General features: G+C 63.8%; 24 protein-coding genes and 1 other RNA gene. 15 read left to right on the forward strand and 10 right to left on the reverse strand.

Annotated features, from left to right (window positions below; genetic code table 11):
* Window positions 1-67 precede the first annotated feature (67 nt).
* Both SH584_RS01255 and SH584_RS01260 read right to left on the reverse strand, forming a co-directional pair.
* On the reverse strand, window positions 68-1147 hold the full coding sequence (locus tag SH584_RS01255) for a 1,9-bis(guanidino)-5-aza-nonane synthase (protein WP_322840563.1): 1080 nt from the start codon (window positions 1145-1147) through the stop codon (window positions 68-70).
* A 92-nt stretch (window positions 1148-1239) separates the two neighbouring features.
* Entirely contained in the window at window positions 1240-2457 is a 1218-nt protein-coding gene (locus SH584_RS01260) for a type III PLP-dependent enzyme (RefSeq protein WP_324807934.1), read from the reverse strand.
* Window positions 2458-2646: 189 nt separating this feature from the next.
* Here SH584_RS01260 and SH584_RS01265 point away from each other — a divergent pair, with 189 nt between their 5' ends.
* Window positions 2647-3594 carry a threonine ammonia-lyase gene (locus SH584_RS01265; RefSeq protein WP_324807936.1) on the forward strand — a complete coding sequence of 316 codons (948 nt, stop codon included), beginning with the start codon at window positions 2647-2649 and terminating at the stop codon, window positions 3592-3594.
* Here SH584_RS01265 and SH584_RS01270 read toward each other — a convergent pair.
* Window positions 3591-3857, reverse strand: a complete 267-nt coding sequence (locus SH584_RS01270) for a hypothetical protein (RefSeq protein ID WP_324807938.1) — start codon at window positions 3855-3857, stop codon at window positions 3591-3593. The two genes, SH584_RS01265 and SH584_RS01270, sit on opposite strands and share 4 nt — an antisense overlap.
* 32 nt (window positions 3858-3889) lie before the next feature.
* On the opposite strand from SH584_RS01270, the gene SH584_RS01275 reads away from it, so the two are divergent.
* The gene (locus SH584_RS01275) at window positions 3890-4057 is read left to right on the forward strand and encodes a hypothetical protein (protein WP_322840558.1); all 168 of its coding nucleotides are present in this window, start codon (window positions 3890-3892) and stop codon (window positions 4055-4057) included.
* Between the two features lie 11 nt (window positions 4058-4068).
* Here the strand turns inward: SH584_RS01275 and SH584_RS01280 are convergent, their stop codons facing one another.
* Entirely contained in the window at window positions 4069-4725 is a 657-nt protein-coding gene (locus tag SH584_RS01280) for an alpha/beta hydrolase (protein WP_322840557.1), read from the reverse strand.
* 111 nt (window positions 4726-4836) lie between these two features.
* Between SH584_RS01280 and SH584_RS01285 the strand changes: the two genes are divergently transcribed.
* The 9 genes from SH584_RS01285 to ettA all read left to right on the forward strand — a co-directional run bounded on the left by SH584_RS01285 (window position 4837) and on the right by ettA (window position 13406).
* The gene (locus SH584_RS01285) at window positions 4837-5907 is read left to right on the forward strand and encodes a cysteine desulfurase family protein (protein ID WP_324807940.1); all 1071 of its coding nucleotides are present in this window, start codon (window positions 4837-4839) and stop codon (window positions 5905-5907) included.
* Window positions 5904-7013, forward strand: a complete 1110-nt coding sequence (locus tag SH584_RS01290; RefSeq protein WP_324807942.1) for a cysteine desulfurase family protein — start codon at window positions 5904-5906, stop codon at window positions 7011-7013. Before SH584_RS01285 ends, SH584_RS01290 begins: the two co-directional genes overlap by 4 nt.
* Window positions 7010-7345 (forward strand): 2Fe-2S iron-sulfur cluster-binding protein, encoded by a 336-nt coding sequence (locus tag SH584_RS01295; RefSeq protein WP_324807944.1) that lies wholly within the window; start codon window positions 7010-7012, stop codon window positions 7343-7345. Before SH584_RS01290 ends, SH584_RS01295 begins: the two co-directional genes overlap by 4 nt.
* 38 nt (window positions 7346-7383) lie before the next feature.
* An RNA gene (ffs, locus tag SH584_RS01300) (signal recognition particle sRNA small type) lies at window positions 7384-7478 on the forward strand.
* 49 nt (window positions 7479-7527) lie between these two features.
* Window positions 7528-7968 (forward strand): hypothetical protein, encoded by a 441-nt coding sequence (locus SH584_RS01305; protein ID WP_324807946.1) that lies wholly within the window; start codon window positions 7528-7530, stop codon window positions 7966-7968.
* Window positions 7969-7978: 10 nt separating this feature from the next.
* Window positions 7979-9610, forward strand: coding sequence for a DNA polymerase III subunit gamma/tau (locus SH584_RS01310; protein WP_324807948.1), 1632 nt, complete (start codon window positions 7979-7981; stop codon window positions 9608-9610).
* 1 nt (window position 9611) lies between these two features.
* Window positions 9612-9935 (forward strand): YbaB/EbfC family nucleoid-associated protein, encoded by a 324-nt coding sequence (locus tag SH584_RS01315; protein WP_322840552.1) that lies wholly within the window; start codon window positions 9612-9614, stop codon window positions 9933-9935.
* A gap of 100 nt (window positions 9936-10035) precedes the next feature.
* Window positions 10036-11649: a long-chain fatty acid--CoA ligase gene (locus SH584_RS01320; protein ID WP_324809420.1), complete on the forward strand. Its 1614-nt coding sequence runs from the start codon at window positions 10036-10038 to the stop codon at window positions 11647-11649.
* 83 nt (window positions 11650-11732) lie between these two features.
* Entirely contained in the window at window positions 11733-13406 is a 1674-nt protein-coding gene (gene ettA / locus SH584_RS01325; RefSeq protein ID WP_324807951.1) for an energy-dependent translational throttle protein EttA, read from the forward strand.
* Between the two features lie 55 nt (window positions 13407-13461).
* Here the strand turns inward: ettA and SH584_RS01330 are convergent, their stop codons facing one another.
* The 3 genes from SH584_RS01330 to SH584_RS01340 are packed head-to-tail and all read right to left on the reverse strand — an operon-like array spanning window position 13462 to window position 15209.
* Window positions 13462-13899, reverse strand: coding sequence for a DoxX family protein (locus tag SH584_RS01330; protein WP_324807953.1), 438 nt, complete (start codon window positions 13897-13899; stop codon window positions 13462-13464).
* Window positions 13899-14426 carry a pyridoxamine 5'-phosphate oxidase family protein gene (locus SH584_RS01335; protein WP_324807955.1) on the reverse strand — a complete coding sequence of 176 codons (528 nt, stop codon included), beginning with the start codon at window positions 14424-14426 and terminating at the stop codon, window positions 13899-13901. Before SH584_RS01335 ends, SH584_RS01330 begins: the two co-directional genes overlap by 1 nt.
* Window positions 14427-14483: 57 nt before the next feature.
* Window positions 14484-15209: an NYN domain-containing protein gene (locus SH584_RS01340; RefSeq protein WP_322840548.1), complete on the reverse strand. Its 726-nt coding sequence runs from the start codon at window positions 15207-15209 to the stop codon at window positions 14484-14486.
* Window positions 15210-15324: 115 nt separating this feature from the next.
* Between SH584_RS01340 and SH584_RS01345 the strand changes: the two genes are divergently transcribed.
* Window positions 15325-15654, forward strand: a complete 330-nt coding sequence (locus tag SH584_RS01345; RefSeq protein WP_324807957.1) for a glycine zipper domain-containing protein — start codon at window positions 15325-15327, stop codon at window positions 15652-15654.
* Window positions 15655-15672: 18 nt separating this feature from the next.
* Here the strand turns inward: SH584_RS01345 and SH584_RS01350 are convergent, their stop codons facing one another.
* The gene (locus tag SH584_RS01350; RefSeq protein ID WP_324807959.1) at window positions 15673-16308 is read right to left on the reverse strand and encodes a carbonic anhydrase; all 636 of its coding nucleotides are present in this window, start codon (window positions 16306-16308) and stop codon (window positions 15673-15675) included.
* 68 nt (window positions 16309-16376) lie between these two features.
* Between SH584_RS01350 and lipA the strand changes: the two genes are divergently transcribed.
* Both lipA and SH584_RS01360 read left to right on the forward strand, forming a co-directional pair.
* Window positions 16377-17306 (forward strand): lipoyl synthase, encoded by a 930-nt coding sequence (lipA, locus tag SH584_RS01355; protein WP_324807961.1) that lies wholly within the window; start codon window positions 16377-16379, stop codon window positions 17304-17306.
* Window positions 17306-17767, forward strand: a complete 462-nt coding sequence (locus tag SH584_RS01360; protein ID WP_322840544.1) for a type II toxin-antitoxin system RatA family toxin — start codon at window positions 17306-17308, stop codon at window positions 17765-17767. The genes lipA and SH584_RS01360 overlap by 1 nt, the downstream gene beginning before the upstream one ends.
* Here SH584_RS01360 and SH584_RS01365 read toward each other — a convergent pair.
* Both SH584_RS01365 and SH584_RS01370 read right to left on the reverse strand, forming a co-directional pair.
* Window positions 17728-18228 (reverse strand): CinA family protein, encoded by a 501-nt coding sequence (locus SH584_RS01365; RefSeq protein WP_324807965.1) that lies wholly within the window; start codon window positions 18226-18228, stop codon window positions 17728-17730. The genes SH584_RS01360 and SH584_RS01365 overlap by 40 nt on opposite strands.
* Window positions 18225-19382 (reverse strand): bifunctional 2-C-methyl-D-erythritol 4-phosphate cytidylyltransferase/2-C-methyl-D-erythritol 2,4-cyclodiphosphate synthase, encoded by a 1158-nt coding sequence (locus tag SH584_RS01370; RefSeq protein ID WP_324807966.1) that lies wholly within the window; start codon window positions 19380-19382, stop codon window positions 18225-18227. The genes SH584_RS01365 and SH584_RS01370 overlap by 4 nt, the downstream gene beginning before the upstream one ends.
* Window positions 19383-19432: 50 nt before the next feature.
* On the opposite strand from SH584_RS01370, the gene dusB reads away from it, so the two are divergent.
* Window positions 19433-20431: a tRNA dihydrouridine synthase DusB gene (gene dusB, locus SH584_RS01375; RefSeq protein WP_324807967.1), complete on the forward strand. Its 999-nt coding sequence runs from the start codon at window positions 19433-19435 to the stop codon at window positions 20429-20431.
* Window positions 20432-20475: the final 44 nt, after the last annotated feature.

Raw genomic sequence — 20475 nt, forward strand, 5'->3', positions numbered from 1 at the left:
CCCTCCCCCAATGAAGGAGGAGGGTGCATCAATCGTTCGGTGCTGGCAATCGGCCAGCGGGAAGGGATTAGTCGAACAGCTTGGCGAACGAGCGCTTGGCGCGGTTCTTCCACGCGCCGCGGTGCCATGCGTCGCTGGCGATCAGCGGCAGGACCGAGGTCGCCTCGGCATAGACCATCTGCTCGAGCGCGGTGCTGACCTTCCCCCAGCTCGCCGCTTCCTGAAGTGTCGATGAGGAGCAGGCGCCGTCACGGACGTCGGCGACGGTGATCTGCACGGCATATTTGTGAACCTCGACATCCTCGTGGCCGAGGATTTCGGCGCAAACGACGGTGTCCTGCGCGAAGTTCTTCGGCACGCCGCCGCCGATCATGAGCAGGCCGGTGGTGCCCGCCTTGATCTTGATGTCGGTCAGTTCGCGGAAGTCGGCGATGCTGTCCATCGTCATGTAATGGCCGCCGCGCTTCATTGCATCGACCTGATGCTTGACGAGGCCGAAGCCCGCCGAACTGTCGGTGAACGCCGGGCAGAAGATCGGCACGTCATGCTCGTAGGCGAGCTTGACGAGGCTGTTGTCCTTCTTGCCGTGCTCGACCAGCCACTTGCCCATTTCCTTGATGAAGGCGCGGCTCGAGTAGGGGCGCGGTTCGAGCGAGTCGGCGATCTTGCCGACCGTGAAGTCGCAATCCTGGAGTGCGATCTCGTCGATGTAAGTGTCGTAGATGCGGTCGATATAGAGCGAGCGCAGCGTGTCGTCGTCAGGGATTTCAAGCGCTTGATAATGCTTGTGGCCAAGCGCTTCGAAGAAATCCATGTCGACGATGGTCGCGCCGGTGGCGACGATCGCGTCGACCATGTTGGATCGCACCAGCTCCGCGTAGAGATCCATGCAGCCGCCCGCAGAGGTCGAGCCGGCGATGACGAGGATGACCGAGCAGTTCGGGTCCGACAGCATTTGGTTGTAGAGGTCGGCAGCACGCGCGGTGTCGCGGCTGGTGAAGCTCATCTTGCCCATCGCCTCGACGATCGGGCGCGCGTCGAAGCTGGTAATGTCGATGTGCTCGACCGTCGACGACAGCAATTCCGCCTTGCGGGTGTCGTTGATCTGGCTCTCGTCCTGGACCTTGTTGAGCGTTTCGGTGGTCATTCTTGGCTCCATAATGCGCAAGGGTCCCCCGGCCGGAGCCGGGGAACTGGTCAATGTGTTACGGGGCGCCGGGAAGGCCGGCGCGGATCAAGCTACAGTTGAACGACGTTCGAGCGCTGCTCGCGTTCCGTCTCGGCATAGAGGCTAGCCATCGGCTCGTCGGTGACGACGACCCGTTCCTCGACTCCGAAGCCGTTGAATCCGGTGCGCATCGCGCAACCGTAGGCGCCGAGCATCCCGACCTCGATATAGTCGCCGGCGCGAACGTCGGCGGGCAGCTCGAACGGGCCTGCCATGTGATCCAAGTCATCGCAGGTCGGGCCGTAGAAGCTGAACGGCATGTCGCGCGTGTCGCTTTCGACGTCACGGATCAGACGAACGGGGTAACGCCAGCCGATATGCGCCGCATCGAACAGCGCGCCATAAGCGCCGTCGTTGATGTACAGCTCGGCATCGCGGCGCTTCTCGACGCGGACAAGGACGCTGGCATATTCGGCGCACAGCGCACGGCCCGGCTCGCACCACAGTTCGGCCGAATAGCTGATCGGCAACGCTTCGTAGGCGTTCGAAATGACCTCGAAATAATTCTCGAGCGCAGGCGGCTCCATGCCGGGGTACCAGCTGGGGAATCCGCCGCCGACATCGACGATGTCGACCGTGACGGCCGCACCGACGATCGCGTCGCGGACCTTGCCCAGCGCTTCGGCGTAGGCGGCCGGGCTCATCGCCTGGCTGCCGACATGGAAGCAGATTCCGAGCGCGTCGGCAGCCTGGCGGGCCGCGAAGAGCAGGCGCGTCAGTTCCGACGGGTCCGCACCGAACTTCGAAGCAAGGCTAAGCTTACTATGCTCGGAGCTAACACGAATACGAACGAGAAGGCTGAGATCGCTGGCGCCGCGCGTGGCGCGCATGATCTTGTCGAGCTCTTCCATCGTGTCGAGGCTGAACGTCTTCACGCCATGCGTGAAGTAAGCCTCGGCGATCGCTTCCTCAGCCTTGACCGGGTGCATGAAGCACAGGGTTGCTTCCGGAAGCGTTTCCGCGACCAGGCGCACTTCGCCGAGCGAGGCGACATCGTAATGGGTAATGCCGGCATCCCACAGCACCCGCAGAAGATCGGGCGAGGGATTGGCTTTGACCGCATACAGCGACTTGCCCGCAAACTTTTCCACGAAGAAACGCGCCGCGCGACGGGCGGCGTGTGGACGAAGCAGCGTGACCGGCTGGACCGGGCGGCTCGTGGCGATGTCGGCAGCAGAGCTGACGAAAGGGGCTTTCGCTAGCCCCAGCGCGCGATGATGCTTGTGCAATTCAAGGGACCTCCAACGGGTAGTTCGAGAAAAGCTGCCTTGCGGTTGGAAGTCCCATGGGGCAGCGGAAGCGCGATATATGGTCGGTGGACCCCAGTGTAAAGAAGAATTGCCCCGATCGCTTCGGCACGCGATGCGGTCGATCCTCACCCAGCAACGGTTGGACGAAAACGAAGAAAGAAGAATGACTTGGCAGCATTGTCGAAGATCGATCGCAACGACGTTCTGGCGGCGTCGGCTCGCATTGTCGGGTCGATCGAAGAAACCCCGCTGATTGAGGCGAGGATTCGAGGTCACAAGCTGTGGCTCAAATGCGAGAATCGGCAGACCGGTGGGGCGTTCAAGCTTCGCGGAGCGACCAATCGCCTGCTCCTCCTGTCGGCGGAAGAGCGGTCACGCGGGGTCGTCGCCTTTTCGTCGGGCAATCATGCGCAGGGCGTGGCAATCGCCGCACGGCGGCTTGGGATCAACGCGATCATCGTCATGCCGTCCGATGCGCCAACGTTGAAGGTGGAAGGCACCAAGGCCCAGGGCGCGGAGGTCGTCTTTTACGACCGGCGGACCGAAAGTCGCGAAGCCATTGCGGCTGCACTCGCGGGAAAGTCGGGAGCAATCGTGGTGCCAAGCTTCGACGATCCGCACATCGTCGCCGGCCAGGGCACGGTGGGCGTCGAGCTTTCCGCGCAGTTGGGGCGGACGCCGCGTCGGATCGTCATACCGTGCGGCGGCGGCGGACTCGCGGCGGGGATCGCCGTGGCATGCCCGGACAGCGAGATCGTGATCGTCGAGCCCGATGGGTGGGACGATATGCGGCGCTCCATTGCCCTCGGGGAGATCGTCCCGGTCGAAGCCGGTGCGCCGGCAACCTTGTGCGACGCGCTGCAGACGCCGCGCGTGTCGCCTATTACCTTCGACATCCTCCAAGGGCGGAACGCTAAGGCCTTGGCCGTCAGCGAAGCGGACGTTGTCGCGGCAGTGAAATGGCTTTGGGACGAGCACCGCCTGATCGCCGAGCCAGGCGGGTCGGTAGCGATCGCGGCGATCCTCAGCGGCAAGGTGGAGTTCGCGGAGGATACGGTGGCGATCGTGTCAGGCGGGAATATCGATCCAGCGCTGCATGAAAAGCTGATCGCCTAGGCGGTCGCGACGCGATATTCACCTGGCTCTACACAGACCGGCGAATTTCGTTCGACGGCGCGGGTCAGCTCTTCGAGCTCGGCGGCGAGAATCTGCAATTCCGCGGCGAGGGCCTTGGGGTCGATGGCCGCAAGGTTGGCCGATGCGTCAAGCAGGGTGTCGAGCATCATCGCGATGCACGGCAGGATCGTTTCTTCGATCCGCTCGAATGCGTCGTCTAGGCGCGCTTGTTGATGCTGGACATCGGGCATGGCGCGAACCATGGCCGATGAGGGTTAAGGAGGAGTGAAAGTCGATGAGCGGGATTGCAGCGGGCGCCCTGTCGCTCACGGTTATCGCTGCGGCGCTTTTGCTGATCTTCGGGTTTCGTCAGGCCATTCGCCCCGACACGCGCAAGCGCGGCATCCTGATGATCGTCTGCGGGCTGGTGTTCATCGGCAACGTGCTGATCCTGACCCTCTGACGAGGCCCCGATCAGCGGATCGGGCAGCTCGGGTCGAGGCGATAATCGAGATATTTGTCGACGCTGCCCATCAGCAGATCGAGCTCGTTCGCGAAGAAATGGTTCGCGCCGGGGATCGTGTCGTGCGCAATCGTGATGTGGCGCTGGGTCCGAAGCTTATCGACCAGCTTCTGGACCGCGATCGGGGTGACGACCTCATCGGCCTCACCCTGGATGATGATTCCGCTGGCCGGGCAGGGGGCCAGGAAGCTGAAATCGTACATGTTCGCCGGCGGGGCGATCGAGATGAAACCTCGAATTTCGGGGCGGCGCATCAGCAACTGCATGCCGATCCACGCGCCGAAGCTCACGCCGGCAACCCAGGTCTGTTCGGCTTCGGGGTGGATCTGCTGGACCCAGTCGAGCGCGCTGGCAGCGTCGGACAGCTCGCCAATGCCGTTATCGAATGTACCCTGGCTCTTGCCAACGCCGCGGAAATTGAAGCGGAGAACGGCAAAGCCGCGGCGAACGAAATCCTTGTAGAGCAGCTGGACGAGCTTGTTGTTCATCGTCCCGCCGGCCTGAGGATGGCTGTGCAGGATCATCGCGACGGGCGCGCGTGGGCGCGGTCCCGGGCTGAAACGTCCTTCGAGGCGACCTTCGGGTCCGGGGAAAATCACTTCGGGCATGGGCGCTCACTTGGGATCGATGAGTGAAAAAGTCCGATCGCGAATGGGTGCACCGCGACGGCGGGTCCTATATAGGGCCGGGTCAAGCTCTGGCAACGGCAGGTTCGCTTCGTGTCTCATGAACGTATTTTTCTGGATCATGCCGCGACGACGGCGGTGCTCCCGCAAGCGCGTGAGGCGATGGCGCGCGGGTTCGACCATTGGGCAAATCCAAGCTCACCGCATGCCGAGGGGCGGAAAGCCCGCGCGTTGCTGGAAGAGGCGCGAACGACGCTCGCCACCGAACTCGGCTGGCGCCATGACGTCATTGTCACCAGTGGCGCGAGCGAAGCTGTGGAGATGGTCGCAAGCCGTGCTGCGCTGACGCGCCGGGCGCACATGGTCAGCGAGCATGCCATCGTCCCGCATGCGATGGGCGGGGCGTCGACCGTCATACCCGTGGGTTCCGACGGCTTGATCGACGAAATTGCGCTGCAGGCAGTGCTTGATGAAGGGCCCGCCCTTATCGCCATCCAGGGCGTCAACAACGAGACGGGCGTCCTGCAGCCGCTCGACCGGCTTGCGCCAATGATCCGCGAGGGGGGATCGCTGCTCCTCGCGGATTGCGCGCAAAGTGCCGGTAAGACTCCGCTTCCCGATGCCGACTTCATTGCGCTTTCGGCGCACAAGCTTGGCGGCCCGCCGGGCATCGGAGCACTGCTCGTGCGAGATTTGAGCATGCTGTCGCCTGTCGGTGGTCAGGAGAAGGGCTATCGGCGCGGGACGCAGGACGTTCCCGGCGCACTAGGATTTGCCGCGGCACTGTCCGCACGACCCTATGAGATGGCTAGACTTACGGCACTTCGCAATCGACTAGACGACGGCGTCGAAGCGGCGGGCGGGGTCGTGATTGCTCGCAAAAGCCCGCGCTTGCCGACGATCGGATCGGTCGCGATGCCGGGCATGTCGAGCGCCGCCTTGTTGGTCCAGTTCGACATGGCGGGGATCGCGGTCTCGGCGGGAAGTGCCTGCTCGTCTGGCAAGATGCAGGCCAGTCACGTCCTGTCGGCGATGAATGTCACCGCCGACATCGCCTCCAGCTTCCTCCGAGTCAGCTTCGGTCCCGATACCAGCGAGGCCGAGGTCGATGCATTTCTGGCTCAGTGGCGTCGCATTGCCGAGCGTCGCGCGCAGGCGGCGTGATCTATCTCGATTATCAGGCAACGACGCCGGTCGCGCCCGAGGTTGCGGCGGCAATGCGCCCGTGGATCGAGGAAAAATTCGCCAATCCACACAGTCCGTCGACGTGGGGGCGGGAGGCGGCAGCAGCGATTGAAGTGGCGCGCGACAAGATTCTGTCGGCGGCCGCGCTCGACGAGGGCCGCTTCGCCTTCACCAGCGGCGCGACCGAGGCGCTGAACTGGGCAATCGCCGGCACGCTCGAGCGGTCGGAGCGGCGAAAGATCGTGACGATCGCCACCGAGCATGCCGCCGTCCTCGACTGCGCGGACTGGTTCGAGAGCAAGGGCTATCAGGTGGTTCGGCTGCCCGTCGGTGCGGACGGCCTCGTCGATCTCGATGAGGCCCGCCACGCCATCGACGGTCGTACCGCGCTGGTCGCGGCGATGCTGGTGAACAACGAGATCGGCGTGATGCAGCCCGTGGCCGAGCTTGCCGAACTGGCACACGCCGTGGGCGCGACGATGCTGTGCGACGCAGTGCAGGGCTTCGGGCGGATGGACCTTCCTGTCGGACCCGACCTGATCGCCGTGTCGGCGCATAAGGTGCACGGTCCCAAGGGGGTCGGCGGCCTGTGGATGCGCAAGGGATTCGAGCCTCGACCGCTGCTTCATGGCGGCGGACAGGAAATGGGCCTTCGGTCGGGCACCTTGTCGCCGGGATTGTGCGTCGGCTTCGGCGAGGCAGCCGGCATCGCGGTCGACCGGCGTGACCGGGACGCCTCCCATGTCGAAAAGCTATGGGTCGCTGCGGCCAACGCGCTGGGGCCCGACTGGCAGATCAATGGCAGCGTCGAACCCCGCTATCATGGCAATCTCAATATCCGGAGGGAGGGGTTGGATGCCGCTCGACTAATGAGCGATCTTCGCAACCTCGCATTCTCCTTGGGAAGCGCGTGCGCCTCGGGATCGGGCCGTCCCAGTCATGTGCTTCGGGCGCTCGGCCTGAGCGATCGCGAGGCGCGAAGCTCCATTCGACTGGGCTTCGGACGATACACGGGCGAGGGGGAGTTGACCTCCGCCTGTCGGTCGATCGAAGAAGCCGCGCGAAGCCAGCGGGTGTACGGATGACGGTACAGGTGCACTTTCTCCGCCCGGACGGATCGGAAGATCGGCAGGTTGAGGCGGAAGCAGGAAGTAATCTGCTCGATCTCGCGCAGGCGAATGGCCAGCCGCTCGAGGGATCATGTGAAGGGGCGATGGCCTGTTCGACCTGCCATGTCATTGTTGCGGCCGAAGATTTCGCTCGGTTGCCGCCAGCAAGCGAGGAGGAAGACGACCTCCTCGATCTCGCCGCGCACGTCACCCGCACTTCGCGTTTGGCGTGCCAGATCATGCTGTCGGACGACTTGGGTACGCTCACGGTCCGCATCCCTGGCGCGGCACACAACCTCGACCGCTAGGCCACTTGCGATTTCGCGGTGGCGCGGCCATATGCGCGCTCGGAAGTCGGCGGACGGCGTTGTCGCCAACCTGGTCAGGTCCGGAAGGAAGCAGCCACAACGATTTCGCGCCGGGTCGTCGGCTTCCACCTTTTGCAAGTCCGCCTTGATCACGATGAGCCGCGCCGCGTAAGCTCGACGCGATGTGGCGTTGGATCGGGATCGTGAGCCTACTGCTCTTCACGTTGTCGCTATTGTTGCCGGCAGCTTGGCTTGTACCAACTGAGCCCAACCCGCGCTTCCCACCATTTTCACGCTCCGGTCTTTGGTTTCTGACTGCCGGGTGGTTCGGACATTTTTCGTGGTGGGCAAACGTCACGATCCTCGTTTCGAGTTTCGCGCTCATCTTCGGTAGGCGGCGGCTGGCTTGGATAGGCATCCTGAGCTTGCCATTGGCACTGGCGAGTCACTCTTACGCTGGTGCTTCCTTCGCTCTCGATCACGGCAAGTGGCGCATTGATCATTTTCAAATCGGATATTGGGTGTGGGTGGCCACGGCCGCCTTGCCGACTGTCGCCCTCCTGATCAGTGCGGCGAGCCGCCGCCGCGACGCGCGACTGGCGCCGGTTGAGGCGGAACAGTAGACCTCGGCACATGAATGACGACGAATCGCCAGGCCTTGGGCTCGAACTTCCCGAAGTGAGCCAGAAACCCGCCGAGGCATCGCCGTATCGAGTGCTTGCGCGGAAGTACCGGCCGCAGACTTTTGCCGAACTGATCGGGCAGGATGCGATGGTGACCACGCTCGCCAACGCGATTGAGCGAGGGCGCATTGCCCATGCGTTCCTGCTGACCGGGGTTCGCGGGGTCGGCAAGACCTCGACCGCGCGGCTGGTCGCCAAGGCGCTTAACTGCATCGGGCCGGACGGGCAGGGGGGGCCGACGATCAATCCGTGCGGCGTGTGCGAACCGTGCCGGGCGATCGCTGAGGGCCGCCATATCGACGTCATCGAAATGGACGCCGCGAGCCATACCGGCGTCGACGACGTTCGTGAGATCATCGAGGCGGTGCGCTACGCCGCGGTGTCGGCGCGCTACAAAATCTACATCATCGACGAAGTTCATATGCTGTCGAAGAACGCCTTCAATGCGTTGCTGAAAACGCTTGAGGAGCCGCCGGCGCACGTGAAGTTCCTGTTCGCCACCACCGAAGTAAACAAGGTGCCCGTGACCGTCCTGTCGCGGTGCCAGCGGTTTGATTTACGACGCATCCCCGCCGACAGCCTGGCGCAGCATTTCGCTCGCGTGGCGGAAGCGGAGTCGGTCGAGGTCGAGCCCGAGGCCCTTCAAGCCATCGCCCGCGCCGCCGAAGGCTCTGCGCGCGACGGCCTGTCCATCCTCGACCAGGCGATCGCGCATGGGGAAGGCAAGGTCACGGCCGCGCAGGTCCGCGACATGCTCGGCGCCGCCGATCGCGGCCGGATCCGGCGACTGCTCGACACGTTGCTCAGCGGCGACGCGGCGGCGACGCTGGGGCAGCTGGACGAAGCGCATGCGCTGGGGATCGAACCGGCATCGCTACTTCGTGGCCTGATGGAATCGCTTCACGCGGTCACGCGGTCCAAGGCGGGCGGGAGTGCCGACCTGCTGGCCTCGGTCGAGGAGAGAGAGGCAGCGGCGGACGTCGCGGCGCGCCTGTCTTGGGGTCATATTCACCGGCTGTGGCAATTGCTGTTGAAGGGGCTTCAGGACGTCGGCGTCGCGCCCGACCCCCAGGAAGCGGCGACGATGGCATTGCTACGCCTGATCCACGCCCTCGATATGCCCGATCCCTCCGCGCTGGCTGCGATGCTTTCGGGGGGCGGGGCGGTGACGGCCACAACGACCGCATCGGCCGGCGCTCCGCCCGCTAAGGCTGATCCTGCACCCGCCGATTTCGCCGCCTTCATCGCCGCGATCGAAGCAGGCGGTGGCAAGCTGCTCGCGCTGCAACTGCACGACATGGTCGGACTGGTGAGCTACGCGCCCGGTGAAGTCGTTCTGAAGCCGCTTCGCCCGCTCGGCGCCGAGTTCCCGCGCCTGCTTGCGACGGCGGCGAAGGAAGCGACGGGAATGCCGTGGGAAGTGCGGCTTGCGGACGATGGTGGTGCACCGTCGCTGCAGCAGCAGGAGATCATGGCGGAGGAACAGGCGCGGGCCGCCGTCATGCAGGATCCGAACGTGCGGGCACTGCTCGACGCATTCCCCGACGCGACGCTCGAATCGATTGACCAGAAGGAAGCCTGACATGCCAAGCCTCGATGAAATCATGAAGATGGCGCAAGCCGCGCAGGAGCAGCTGCAAAGCGCCCAGGACAATCTTGAAAAGGTCGAGGTCGAAGGCGTTGCCGGCGGCGGGCTGGTAAAGGTGCGCGCCACGGCGAAGGGCCGCATTCTTGGGCTCGACATCGACGACAGCCTGATCGATCCCAAGGAAAAGGGAATGCTGGAGGATCTGATCGCGGCCGCCATCAACGACGCGCGTGGCAAGGCCGACGCGGCGGCAGGCGAGCAGATGAAGGCGATGACCGCGGGAATGCCGCTGCCGCCGGGCTTCAAACTGCCGTTCTAGGCGTCACGAAACCGCTTGAATCCCCCATCGCTTGAGGCGAAGCTGTCCCTGCTCGGGACGGATCGTTGGCGGGGGAAGTGGCGTGATCAAATTGGGTGCGATGCAGGATTGGCCGCTCCGCGTGATGCGACTGGTCGATCATGCCGAGCGTGAACATGGCGACGGTGAAATTGTCTCCGCCTGGGCCGATGGTTCGGTCACGCGCACCAATTGGCGAAGCATCGCGCATGATGCGCGCCGCATGGCGCAGGCGCTCGAGGCGGTCGGCCTGCACCGGGGCGACCGCGTCGCGACGCTGGCGATGAACCACGATCGGCACCTGACGGCCTGGTATGGGGCGATCGGGATGGGCGGGGTGCTTCACACGATCAATCCGCGCCTGTTCGACGACCAGCTCGACTACATCGCCAACCATGCCGAGGACCGTGTTCTCCTCTACGATCACATGTTCGCGCCGCTCGTCGAGAAGATGAAGCCGCGTTGGACGACAATCGACACCTACATCTGTTTCGATCCTCCGGCGGATTGGCAGGGGGACCAGGCTTTCACCGACTGGATCGCGCCGCACGACGGCGACTATCGATGGGTCGAGGGCGACGAGCGCGAGCCGTGCGGACTTTGCTACACGAGCGGCACGACCGGCAATCCGAAGGGTGTCCTCTACGAACATCGCTCGACGATGCTCCACGCGCTGGCCGAGGTCGCACCCGACTGCTTCGATCTCAGCACAAACTCGACCGCCCTGCCGATCGTGCCGATGTTTCATGCCAATGCCTGGGGCCTGCCGTGGGCGGCGCCGCTGACGGGGTGCGAGCTGGTGCTTTCGGCGGACTATCGCCCGGACAAGATGGTCAAATTGTTTCGCGAGGAGGGCGTCACCCATTCGGCGGGCGTGCCGACGATCTGGATGACGATGATCGCGCATATCGAGGCGACCGGCGACGACCTTGGCCCGCTCAAGACTGTGACGATCGGGGGCTCGGCAGCACCGCGTGCGATGATCGACTGGTTCCGCAAGCGCGGCATCCACGTCGGCCATGCTTGGGGGATGACCGAAACCTCGCCGATCGGGACGCTCGCGGGGGCGCCGCGCAACTGGGACCAGATGACCGACGAGGAACAGCTTGGCTGGACCGCGCGACAGGGCAGGGTGCCGTTCGGGATCGAACTGAAGATCGTCGACGACGAGGGTCAGGAGTTGCCACGCGATGGTGTCACTTCGGGCAATCTGCTCGTCCGCGGCGCCTGGGTGATCGAGCGCTATTTCAAGTTCGACGAATCCGCGACCGATGCCGACGGCTGGTTCGACACGGGGGACGTCGCCGCGATCCATCCCGATGGAGCGATGCAGATTACCGATCGGTCGAAGGACGTCATCAAGTCGGGCGGTGAGTGGATCAGTTCGATCGAGCTCGAGAATGCCGCGGTCGGCTGTCCGGGTGTGGCCGAAGCCGCCGCGATCGGCATCCCGCACCCCAAGTGGGACGAGCGCCCGCTGCTGGTCGTGGTGCGGTCCCCGGGCGCCGAAGTGTGCGAGGTCAAGATCCGCGAGCATCTGGAGGGGCAGGTCGCCCGCTGGTGGCTGCCCGATGCGGTCGAGTTCGTCGACGAACTTCCCCACACCGCAACCGGCAAGCTCAGCAAGCGGCTGCTTCGTGAGCGGTTTCGGGAGTACCGGTTTGCCAATGCGGAGGCGATGACCGGCCGCGACTAGGCGTCGCGAGCCACTGGAATTCGAGCGCCGCATCCCCTAAGTGCGCACCTAATTCCCACCGATTCCAAAGGATCCGCGACCCCATGGCCGCCCAGTACAGCTACGTGATGAAGGGTCTGAGCAAGACCTTCCCCGGCGCACCCAAACCGGTGCTTAACGGCATCAACCTGCAATTCTATTCGGACGCCAAGATCGGCATCGTCGGCCCGAACGGCACCGGCAAGTCGACCCTGATGAAGATCATGGCCGGTCGCGACACCGAATTCACCGGTGAAGCCTGGCCGGGCGAGAACATCACGGTCGGCTATCTCGAGCAGGAACCGCAGCTCGACGAAAGCAAGACCGTCATGGAGAATGTTCGCGAAGGCGTGAAGCCGGTCGCGGACCTCGTTGATCGCTTCAACGAGATCAGCGCGCTGATGTGCGAGGAAGATGCGGACTTCGACGCGCTGGGCTCGGAGATGGGCGAGCTTCAGGAAAAGATCGACGCCGTCGACGGCTGGACGCTCGACAACCAGCTTGAAATCGCGATGGACGCGCTCCGCTGTCCGCCGGGTGACGCCAGCGTCGGCAATCTGTCGGGCGGTGAGAAGCGCCGCATCGCGCTGACGAAGCTGCTGCTTCAGAAACCGAACATCCTGCTGCTCGACGAACCGACCAACCACTTGGATGCCGAAAGCGTCCAGTGGCTCGAAAAGCATCTCGTCGACTATCCGGGCAACGTCATTCTCGTCACCCACGATCGCTACTTCCTCGACAATGTCGTGAACTGGATTCTCGAACTCGATCGCGGAAAATACTTCGTCTACGAGGGCAACTACTCGACCTACCTCGACAAGAAGGCGAAGCGGATCGAGCAGGAAGGCCGCGAGGACGAGGGCCGCCAGAAGGCGATCGCGCAGGAACTCGAGTGGATCCGACAGAGCCCGAAGGCCCGGCAGTCCAAGTCGAAAGCGCGTATCAAGGCGTTCGACGCCCTGGTCGAAGCGTCGGAAAAGCGCAGCATCGGCAAGGCCCAGATCGTCATCCAGGTGCCCGAGCGCCTTGGCGGCAACGTCATCGAGGCGCAGGGCCTGACCAAGGCCTATGGCGACAAGCTGCTGTTCGACGACCTGTCGTTCAACCTGCCGCCGGGCGGGATCGTCGGCGTGATCGGGCCGAATGGCGCCGGCAAGTCGACCCTATTCAAGCTGATCACCGGGCAGGAAGAGCCCGACGGCGGCGCGATCAAGGTCGGCGAGACGGTCCGACTGGGCTACGTCGACCAGAGCCGCGATCATCTCGACGCCAAGAAGAACGTCTGGGAAGAAATTTCCGGCGGGCACGAGTTGATGACCATCGGCAAGCAGGAAATGCAGACCCGCGCCTACGTTGGCGCATTCAACTTCAAGGGTGTCGACCAGCAGAAGAAGGTTGGCCAGCTTTCGGGTGGTGAGCGCAATCGCGTTCACCTCGCGAAGATGCTCAAGGAGGGTGGCAACGTCCTCCTGCTCGACGAACCGACCAACGACCTCGACGTCGAGACGCTTCGCGCGCTGGAAGAGGCGTTGGAGAATTTCGCGGGCTGCGCCGTGGTCATCAGCCACGATCGCTTCTTCCTGGACCGCCTCGCGACGCACATCCTCGCGTTCGAGGGCGATAGCCACGTCGAATGGTTCGAAGGCAATTTCGAGGCCTATGAGGAGGACAAGCGTCGCCGCATGGGACCGGAAGCCGATCGGCCTCATCGCATGACCTATAAGAAGCTGACGCGATAACGAGAAAGGGGAGCGACCCGCGTCGCTCCCCGCCTTTTTCCTTCAAGCGTTCGACTTATCGCCGGACGTCGACCGGACCTTCCTCGTAAACGGTCACGCGGCGGCGGCCGATCGAACCGTCCACACTCCATGGACCCGCACCGGCCGCTGCGAGGTACAGAAAAACGAAGCAATAAAGGATGGCGAGTTCGCCGCCGTTCTGGATCGGGAAGGTCGATTGCGGCGCGTGCGCCATCCAATAGGCGACCGCCATCAGGCCGGACAGCAGGAACGCCACTGGCCGCGTGAACAGTCCGATGATGATCAGCACGCCGCCAACCAACTCCATCACGCCGGCAATCCACGGCAAGGATCCCGCCGCGGGCATCATGTTGGTCTGGGGGAAGCCGAGCAGCTTCGCCGTGCCGTGTTGCAGGAACAGCAACCCGGTGACGATCCTGAGCAGGGCATGGGTGGGGCCGACGAACCGGCCAGTGTCGACGACCCCCGCCATTACAGCTGCACCGTCGCCTGATGGTCTTTCTGGTGCTCCTTGCCCGGATCGATGTCGAACAGAGCCTTGAGCGCCGCGGCCTTCAGCGTCGATCCAGTGTCGGCTTCCCAGACGTCGGCCTTTTCGGTGTCGAAGCGCAAGAGAAGCAGGTCGGGATCGTCCTTGCCGTCCTTGTACCAGCTGGCGATGAACGGGTTCCAGAGACGCTCGATGACGTCGCGGTCGTTCGATGCGACCAGGCTGCCATGAATGTGCGCGAAGACCTTGTGATCCTTCGACGCGTAGGTCGCGACGGCACGCGACGAGTCCGCGATATCCTGTCCGACGCCATCGGTGCGCGAGGCAAAGAAGTAGATCGGGCCGCCATCTTCCTTGTCGCGGTCCTGCCGGTCGACCTGCGCGGTCATCGGGCGGGTGCGATCATCTTCCACGCCTTTGAGGCCGAGCATGATGAAGGGGCTGTCGTCGAGCGCGGTCCAGAATTTCTTGCGCAGCTTGATCTCGGGGCTGTCGTCGTTGCCGAACATCGTCAAATCTCCTGATGGTTCGGGGCGACAACGACAGGAGAGGGGAGGCGTTCCCGGTCAGCGCAGGCGCTTGACCATCATCCGTCCGTCGGGGCCGAGCCTAGTCCCGAAATTCGGCACCGCCTTGATCAGGTCGCTCAGCCGCGTGAAGCCGTAGTTCCGCACCGCGAAGCTGGAGACCGCCTTCGCGCGCTGTCCCATTTCGCTGAGCGAGGCGTAGCCTTCCTCGTCGCGTTTCGATGCCTTGAACGCGGCGCCGAGAACTTGCAGCAATTCCGCGTCTATCGCCCGCTGGCCTTCCGCGGCGGGCGGCGCCTCGAGCGCATCGCCCTTTTCGTTCGCCAGGGCCGCGACGTCGTAGAAGCGCGAGCAGGCTTGCTGGAAACTGATCGGGGTCTTGGCGGTGCCGAAGCCGTAAACCGGGAGCCCATCCTGCTTGATCCGCATCGCCAGCGGGAGGAAGTCGCTGTCGCTCGACATGATCCCGAAGCCATCGACGCGCCCGCCGAACAATAAGTCCATCGCTTCGATCACCATCCGCATGTCGGTGGCGCTCTTGCCCTTGACCACATCGAACTGCTGGACGGGCAGAATCGAGTGCATGCCGGTCAGGTCGCCCCATCCCTTGAGGCTGGATTTCGCCCAATTGCCGTAGGCGCGGCGAATGTTGATCGTGCCGAGCTCGCCGAGGACCAGCAGGACCTCGTCCAAGTGGTCCGGCGACGCATTATCGGCATCGATCAGCAAGGCAATGTTGAGCTCGGGTTCGTTCGTCGTCGTCATGATCGCTCCGTCATCATGCTTCGTGTCGCAGCCGCAACGGAACGAAATCGCGGTCCGCACGTCATACCATTCTTACCTTGGCGCATCTGTACCCGAGTATCGGAGGAACGAAACCATGAAACGCATCATTCTTGCATCGACCCTTGCCGTCAGTCTGTCGGCCTGCGCGACCAATCCCTACGGATACAACGACCCCTATTACGGCAACCGCGCCGACGGTTCGCGCGTTGCGACCGGTGCCGCTCTTGGCGGTGCAGCCGGTGCCGTCGTCGGTGCGATCGTTCCTGGCGTTAACCCCGTCACCGGCGCGATCGCTGGTGCGGTTCTGGGCGGTGTTGCCGGCGCGGTCATCAAGGGTCGCCAATATTATCGCGATACCCGTGGTTACTGCTACTACACCGACCAGTACGGCAACCCGATCTACGATTATAATACCCGCTGCTAATCGCTTAGCGGACGAACCTTAGACGGGGCGGAAGCTTCCTTCCGCCTCGTCGAGGGTTTCGAGTTTGCCGTTCTCGATCGAGAAGCGGCAGCCGTGAAGGGCGAGCTTCCCCTCGATCTCGCGACGAGCGACGAACGGGAACGTGCGGAGGTTGCGCAGCGAAATGCGCACCGCGGCGCGCTCCATTTCCGCCAGCGCATCCGGCGTCACCGCGCCATGCTTCGACAATATTTCATCCCGAGCGTCATCGAGTTGGCTCACCCAGTCGGCGATGAAGCGACCTTCGCCGGGCTTGGCATCGGCAAACTGGCCGGTGAGCGACGCCGCACAGCCGCCGCACAGACCGTGGCCCATCACCACGATTTCCTCGACCTCGAGCTGAGTAACCGCAAATTCCAGCGCTGCGGAGACGCCGTGGCGGCCGGGCGTCGTTTCGTAGGGCGGGGCCAAGGCGGCAACGTTGCGAACCACGAACATTTCGCCCGGCTTGGCGTCAAAGATCGTGGCCGGTTCGACGCGACTGTCGGAGCAAGCGATCACCATGACGCGGGGACTCTGTCCCGTTGCGAGTTCGGCCCAGCGTTGGCGCTCGACCGGCCATTCGGATGTGCGGAAACGGCGATAGCCGTCGATCATGTCGGAAAATCTCGTCATGGCTGCGCTCGCTACCGGCTTTCCCCAAGGGGTGGCAAGCGCGACCATCAATCGCTATCTGGCAGCCCATGAACGCACCGCTTCCCATTCCGCCCAAGCAGCGCAAGCCCGACTGGATCCGCGTCAAGGCGCCGGTCAGCGAGGGTTATGCCGAAACCCGCCGGCTGATGCGATCGCTCGGCCTCGCCACGGTTTGCGAGGAGGCGGCGTGTCCGAACATTGGCGAATGCTGGACCAAGAAGCACGCCACGGTGATGATCCTTGGCGATACCTGCACCCGCGCTTGCGCCTTCTGCAACGTGAAGACGGGAATGCCGCGCAAGGTCGACGCGATGGAGCCCCAACATACCGCCGATGCGGCAGCGGCGCTCGGGCTGAGCCATATCGTCGTGACGTCGGTCGACCGCGATGACCTTCCCGACGGCGGGGCGAGCCAGTTCGTGAAGGTGATCGAGGCGCTTCGCCGCACGACGCCGTCGACCACGATCGAAATCCTGACCCCCGACTTCCGCAACAAGCATGAAGCGGCGGTCGAGGCGATCGTCGCTGCGCGTCCCGACGTCTACAATCACAACCTCGAAACCGTGCCGAGGCTCTATCCGACCATTCGCCCGGGTGCGCGCTATTATGCGTCGCTGCGCCTGCTGGAGACGGTCAAGAAGCTTGATCCGTCGATCTTCACCAAGTCGGGGGTCATGGTCGGGTTGGGCGAGCAGCGGCTCGAGGTTCACCAGGTGATGGACGACATGCGATCGGCCGGAATCGATTTCCTGACCATGGGCCAATATCTGCAGCCGACGCCGCGCCACGCGACGGTAGAGGAATTCGTTACGCCCGCGCAATTCGACGCGTACGCAGCGATCGCCCGCGCCAAGGGCTTCCTGGTGGTAGCTGCCTCGCCGTTGACGCGATCCAGCTACCACGCCGGCGACGATTTCGAACGGATGCGCGCGGCGCGGCAGGCGCAACTGGCGCGGGCAGGGGGCGTTATTGCCTGATGCCGAGGCATTCCGAGACGAAGTATCTTCCCTACTCACCAGACCAATTGTTCGACCTGGTCGCCGATGTCGGTCGCTATGATGAGTTCCTGCCGTGGGTGACCGCGGTGAGGATCCGTTCATCGACCGAGCAGGAGTTGGTGGCGGACCTGATCGTCGGCTTCAACGCGTTCAAGGAGCGCTTTACCAGCCGTGTGACCAAGCAGCGTCCCGACCGGATCGTCGTCGACTATGTCGAAGGTCCGCTCAAATATCTGACTAACGAGTGGAAGTTCGAGCCCGCTCCGGAAGGGGGAACCAACCTCCACTTCACCGTCGATTTCGCGTTCCGCTCACGCCTTTTCGAAACCCTGGCCGGCGCGATGTTCGATCGCGCGCTTCGCCGAATGACCGGCGCCTTTGAGCAGCGCGCAGCGGCGCTTTACGGAAGCAGCAGCTCAAGTGCGCAGAGCGTCGCCTGACGCCGGATATCTGAACGACCACCGCTGGCATCGAACAATTTCTGGTCGGCCATGGTGTCGTCGGGACCGTCCGATCGCGCCGCGCGGGCAAAAACGACCGTTCCGACAGGCTTGCGATCCGAGCCGCCATCCGGGCCGGCAATACCGGTGATCGAGACGGCGACGTCGGCACCCGACGCGTCGACCGCTCCACGAGCCATCGCCCAGGCGGTGGCGACGCTAACAGCGCCGAAGGTCTCGATAACGTCGCGCCCTACCTTGAGCATCCCCTGCTTCGCTTCATTCGAATAGGTCACATATCCGGCGACGAAGACTGCGGATGATCCGGCAATCTCGGTGAGGGCCGCGCTGACGAGTCCGCCTGTGCAGCTTTCCGCTACTGCGATCGTCCGGCCGGCGGCGCGATTGGAGTCGATGACCTTGCGCGCAAGATCGACGACGTCGTCAGGAAGCAGGCTCATGCGACTGCCGGCATGCGGATCGTCGCGACCGCCTGCGCGGCGATTCCTTCGCCCCGGCCAGTGAAGCCAAGGCGCTCGGTCGTCGTCGCCTTGATGCTGACGGCGTTCCGCGAAATCATCAGGATGTCCGCGACACGATCGCGAATGGCGTCGCGGTGAGGCCCGACCTTTGGTGCTTCGCAGATGACGGTGCAGTCAACGTGGTCGATGATCCCGTCTTCGTCGCGGATCAGCGAGGCTGCGTGCGCAAGGAAGCGGTCGCTGCTCGCGCCTTTCCACTGCGGGTCCGACGGCGGGAAATGCTGTCCGATGTCGCCTTTGGCGGCCGCGCCCAGCAAGGCGTCGGTGATCGCATGCAGGACGACGTCCGCATCGCTATGCCCTGCCAATCCACGCTCGAACGGGATGGTGATACCGCCCATGACCAGCGGTCCGTCGCCCGCAAAAGCGTGGACGTCGAACCCCATTCCGGTTCGCACGATCATTTGCGCCGCTTGCCCGGTTTCGGCGCGGTCCCAATCGGACGAGGTGGTCAGCTTGTCGAGCATCGGGTCTCCTTCGACCGCTATCACCTTGAGCCCGGCTGCGATCAATAGCGAGGATTCGTCGGTCGCGCCGCGACCATGGCCTTCGTCGATGGCATAAAGCAGATCTTCGACGTGGGCCGCCTGCGGGGTCTGAACGCGCATCAATTTTCGCCGGTCGACGATGCGCTCCAAGATGTTTTCGCCAGATGCCAGCGTGTCCGCCACGCACAGGACCGGGACCGCGCCATCGCCGCGAGCGAGGGCATCGATCAGGCGGTCGACGACGACCGGTGGGCAGAAGGGACGGGCGGCGTCGTGGACCAGCACAATACCGCTGCCGATCGCACGAAGTCCCGCCTCGACGCTTTCGGCGCGTGAGGCGCCGCCGACGATGAAATCGCCGATGTCCCGCTCGGCGATAGCGCGCCGGGCAACTTCTTCCTGTCCCTTGGCAATGACGACGCGAACAGCGTCGATCAGGGGGTGTCGGCTAAGCGCATCGATGGCGTGCGCAAGCACCGACCGGCCGGCAAGCGTCCGAAATTGCTTGGGAAGGTCGCCGCCCATCCGTTCGCCCGATCCGGCGGCGACGATGAGCGCGGTCACGCGGTCGGGTGTGCTGGCCATGGCCTGCGCCTTGCCCGCAGCAGGCCCTTTCTGTAAAGGCGCGCCTTCCCATGAGCATGATGAAACCTATCTACGTCGGCCCGCTGACTATTGACGCGCCGGTGATCCTGGCGCCGATGACCGGCGTCACCGACCTGCCGTTCCGCAAGATCGTAAAGCGCTATGGCGCCGGCCTGACGGTCAGCGAGATGATCGCCAGCCAGGCGATGATCCGCGAGACTCGCCAGAGCCTGCAGAAAGCGGCGTGGGACCCTAGCGAGGAGCCAGTCTCTCTCCAGCTGGCGGGCTGCGGCCCGGTCGAAATGGCCGAAGCCGCGCGCCTTAACGAGCAACGCGGCGCCGCGATCATCGACATCAACATGGGCTGCCCGGTCAAAAAGGTCGTCAACGGCGATGCCGGATCGGCGCTGATGCGCGACCTGAAGCTTGCCGGATCGATCATCGACGCGACCGTCAAAGCAGTAAAAGTGCCGGTCACGCTGAAGATGCGGATGGGCTGGTGCCACGACAGCCTCAACGCGCCCGAACTCGCCCGCATCGCGGAGGATCTCGGGATTCGGATGATCACCGTTCATGGTCGTACGCGCAACCAGATGTACAAGGGATCGGCCGACTGGCGGTTCGTTCGTAACGTCAAGCAGGCGACCAGTCTTCCGGTCATCGTCAACGGCGATATCTGCAGCGTCGAGGACGCGACGAGCGCGCTGGAGCAGTCCGAAGCGGATGGCGTGATGATCGGGCGCGGGGCCTATGGTCGTCCGTGGTTGCTCGGTCAGGTGATGAGCGCGTTGGGGGGTGGGGGCGAGCGCCGCGATCCCTCGCTCGACGAACAATTGGCAATCATCCTCGAACAATATGAGATGATGCAGTCGCTGTATGGCGTGCAGACCGGCGTCAATCTCGCGAGGAAGCACATCGGTTGGTACACGAAGGGCCTGACGGGATCGGCGGAATTCCGCAATAACGTCAATCGGCAGGACGATCCCAAAGTCGTCACGGCGATGCTTCGCGAATTTTATGCGCCGTGGTGCGCAAAAAGCGCGGCCTGACCCTCCTTAACTGTGTTCTTTATGCAACGCGGTCATGCTAGGGA

Origin of the sequence: Sphingomonas sp. LY29 (genome assembly GCF_035593985.1) — a bacterium.
Lineage (GTDB): Bacteria > Pseudomonadota > Alphaproteobacteria > Sphingomonadales > Sphingomonadaceae > Sphingomicrobium.

Bases quoted from the DNA above. Each gene is read 5' to 3' on its own strand.
- SH584_RS01255 (WP_322840563.1), bottom strand. From the start codon at position 1,147: ATGACCACCGAAACGCTCAACAAGGTCCAGGACGAGAGCCAGATCAAC.
- SH584_RS01270 (WP_324807938.1), bottom strand. From the start codon at position 3,857: ATGGTTCGCGCCATGCCCGATGTCCAGCATCAACAAGCGCGCCTAGAC.
- SH584_RS01275 (WP_322840558.1), top strand. From the start codon at position 3,890: ATGAGCGGGATTGCAGCGGGCGCCCTGTCGCTCACGGTTATCGCTGCG.
- SH584_RS01280 (WP_322840557.1), bottom strand. From the start codon at position 4,725: ATGCCCGAAGTGATTTTCCCCGGACCCGAAGGTCGCCTCGAAGGACGT.
- SH584_RS01295 (WP_324807944.1), top strand. From the start codon at position 7,010: ATGACGGTACAGGTGCACTTTCTCCGCCCGGACGGATCGGAAGATCGG.
- SH584_RS01305 (WP_324807946.1), top strand. From the start codon at position 7,528: ATGTGGCGTTGGATCGGGATCGTGAGCCTACTGCTCTTCACGTTGTCG.
- SH584_RS01310 (WP_324807948.1), top strand. From the start codon at position 7,979: ATGAATGACGACGAATCGCCAGGCCTTGGGCTCGAACTTCCCGAAGTG.
- SH584_RS01315 (WP_322840552.1), top strand. From the start codon at position 9,612: ATGCCAAGCCTCGATGAAATCATGAAGATGGCGCAAGCCGCGCAGGAG.
- SH584_RS01320 (WP_324809420.1), top strand. From the start codon at position 10,036: ATGCAGGATTGGCCGCTCCGCGTGATGCGACTGGTCGATCATGCCGAG.
- ettA (WP_324807951.1), top strand. From the start codon at position 11,733: ATGGCCGCCCAGTACAGCTACGTGATGAAGGGTCTGAGCAAGACCTTC.
- SH584_RS01330 (WP_324807953.1), bottom strand. From the start codon at position 13,899: ATGGCGGGGGTCGTCGACACTGGCCGGTTCGTCGGCCCCACCCATGCC.
- SH584_RS01335 (WP_324807955.1), bottom strand. From the start codon at position 14,426: ATGTTCGGCAACGACGACAGCCCCGAGATCAAGCTGCGCAAGAAATTC.
- SH584_RS01340 (WP_322840548.1), bottom strand. From the start codon at position 15,209: ATGACGACGACGAACGAACCCGAGCTCAACATTGCCTTGCTGATCGAT.
- SH584_RS01345 (WP_324807957.1), top strand. From the start codon at position 15,325: ATGAAACGCATCATTCTTGCATCGACCCTTGCCGTCAGTCTGTCGGCC.
- SH584_RS01350 (WP_324807959.1), bottom strand. From the start codon at position 16,308: ATGACGAGATTTTCCGACATGATCGACGGCTATCGCCGTTTCCGCACA.
- lipA (WP_324807961.1), top strand. From the start codon at position 16,377: ATGAACGCACCGCTTCCCATTCCGCCCAAGCAGCGCAAGCCCGACTGG.
- SH584_RS01360 (WP_322840544.1), top strand. From the start codon at position 17,306: ATGCCGAGGCATTCCGAGACGAAGTATCTTCCCTACTCACCAGACCAA.
- SH584_RS01365 (WP_324807965.1), bottom strand. From the start codon at position 18,228: ATGAGCCTGCTTCCTGACGACGTCGTCGATCTTGCGCGCAAGGTCATC.
- SH584_RS01370 (WP_324807966.1), bottom strand. From the start codon at position 19,382: ATGGCCAGCACACCCGACCGCGTGACCGCGCTCATCGTCGCCGCCGGA.
- dusB (WP_324807967.1), top strand. From the start codon at position 19,433: ATGAGCATGATGAAACCTATCTACGTCGGCCCGCTGACTATTGACGCG.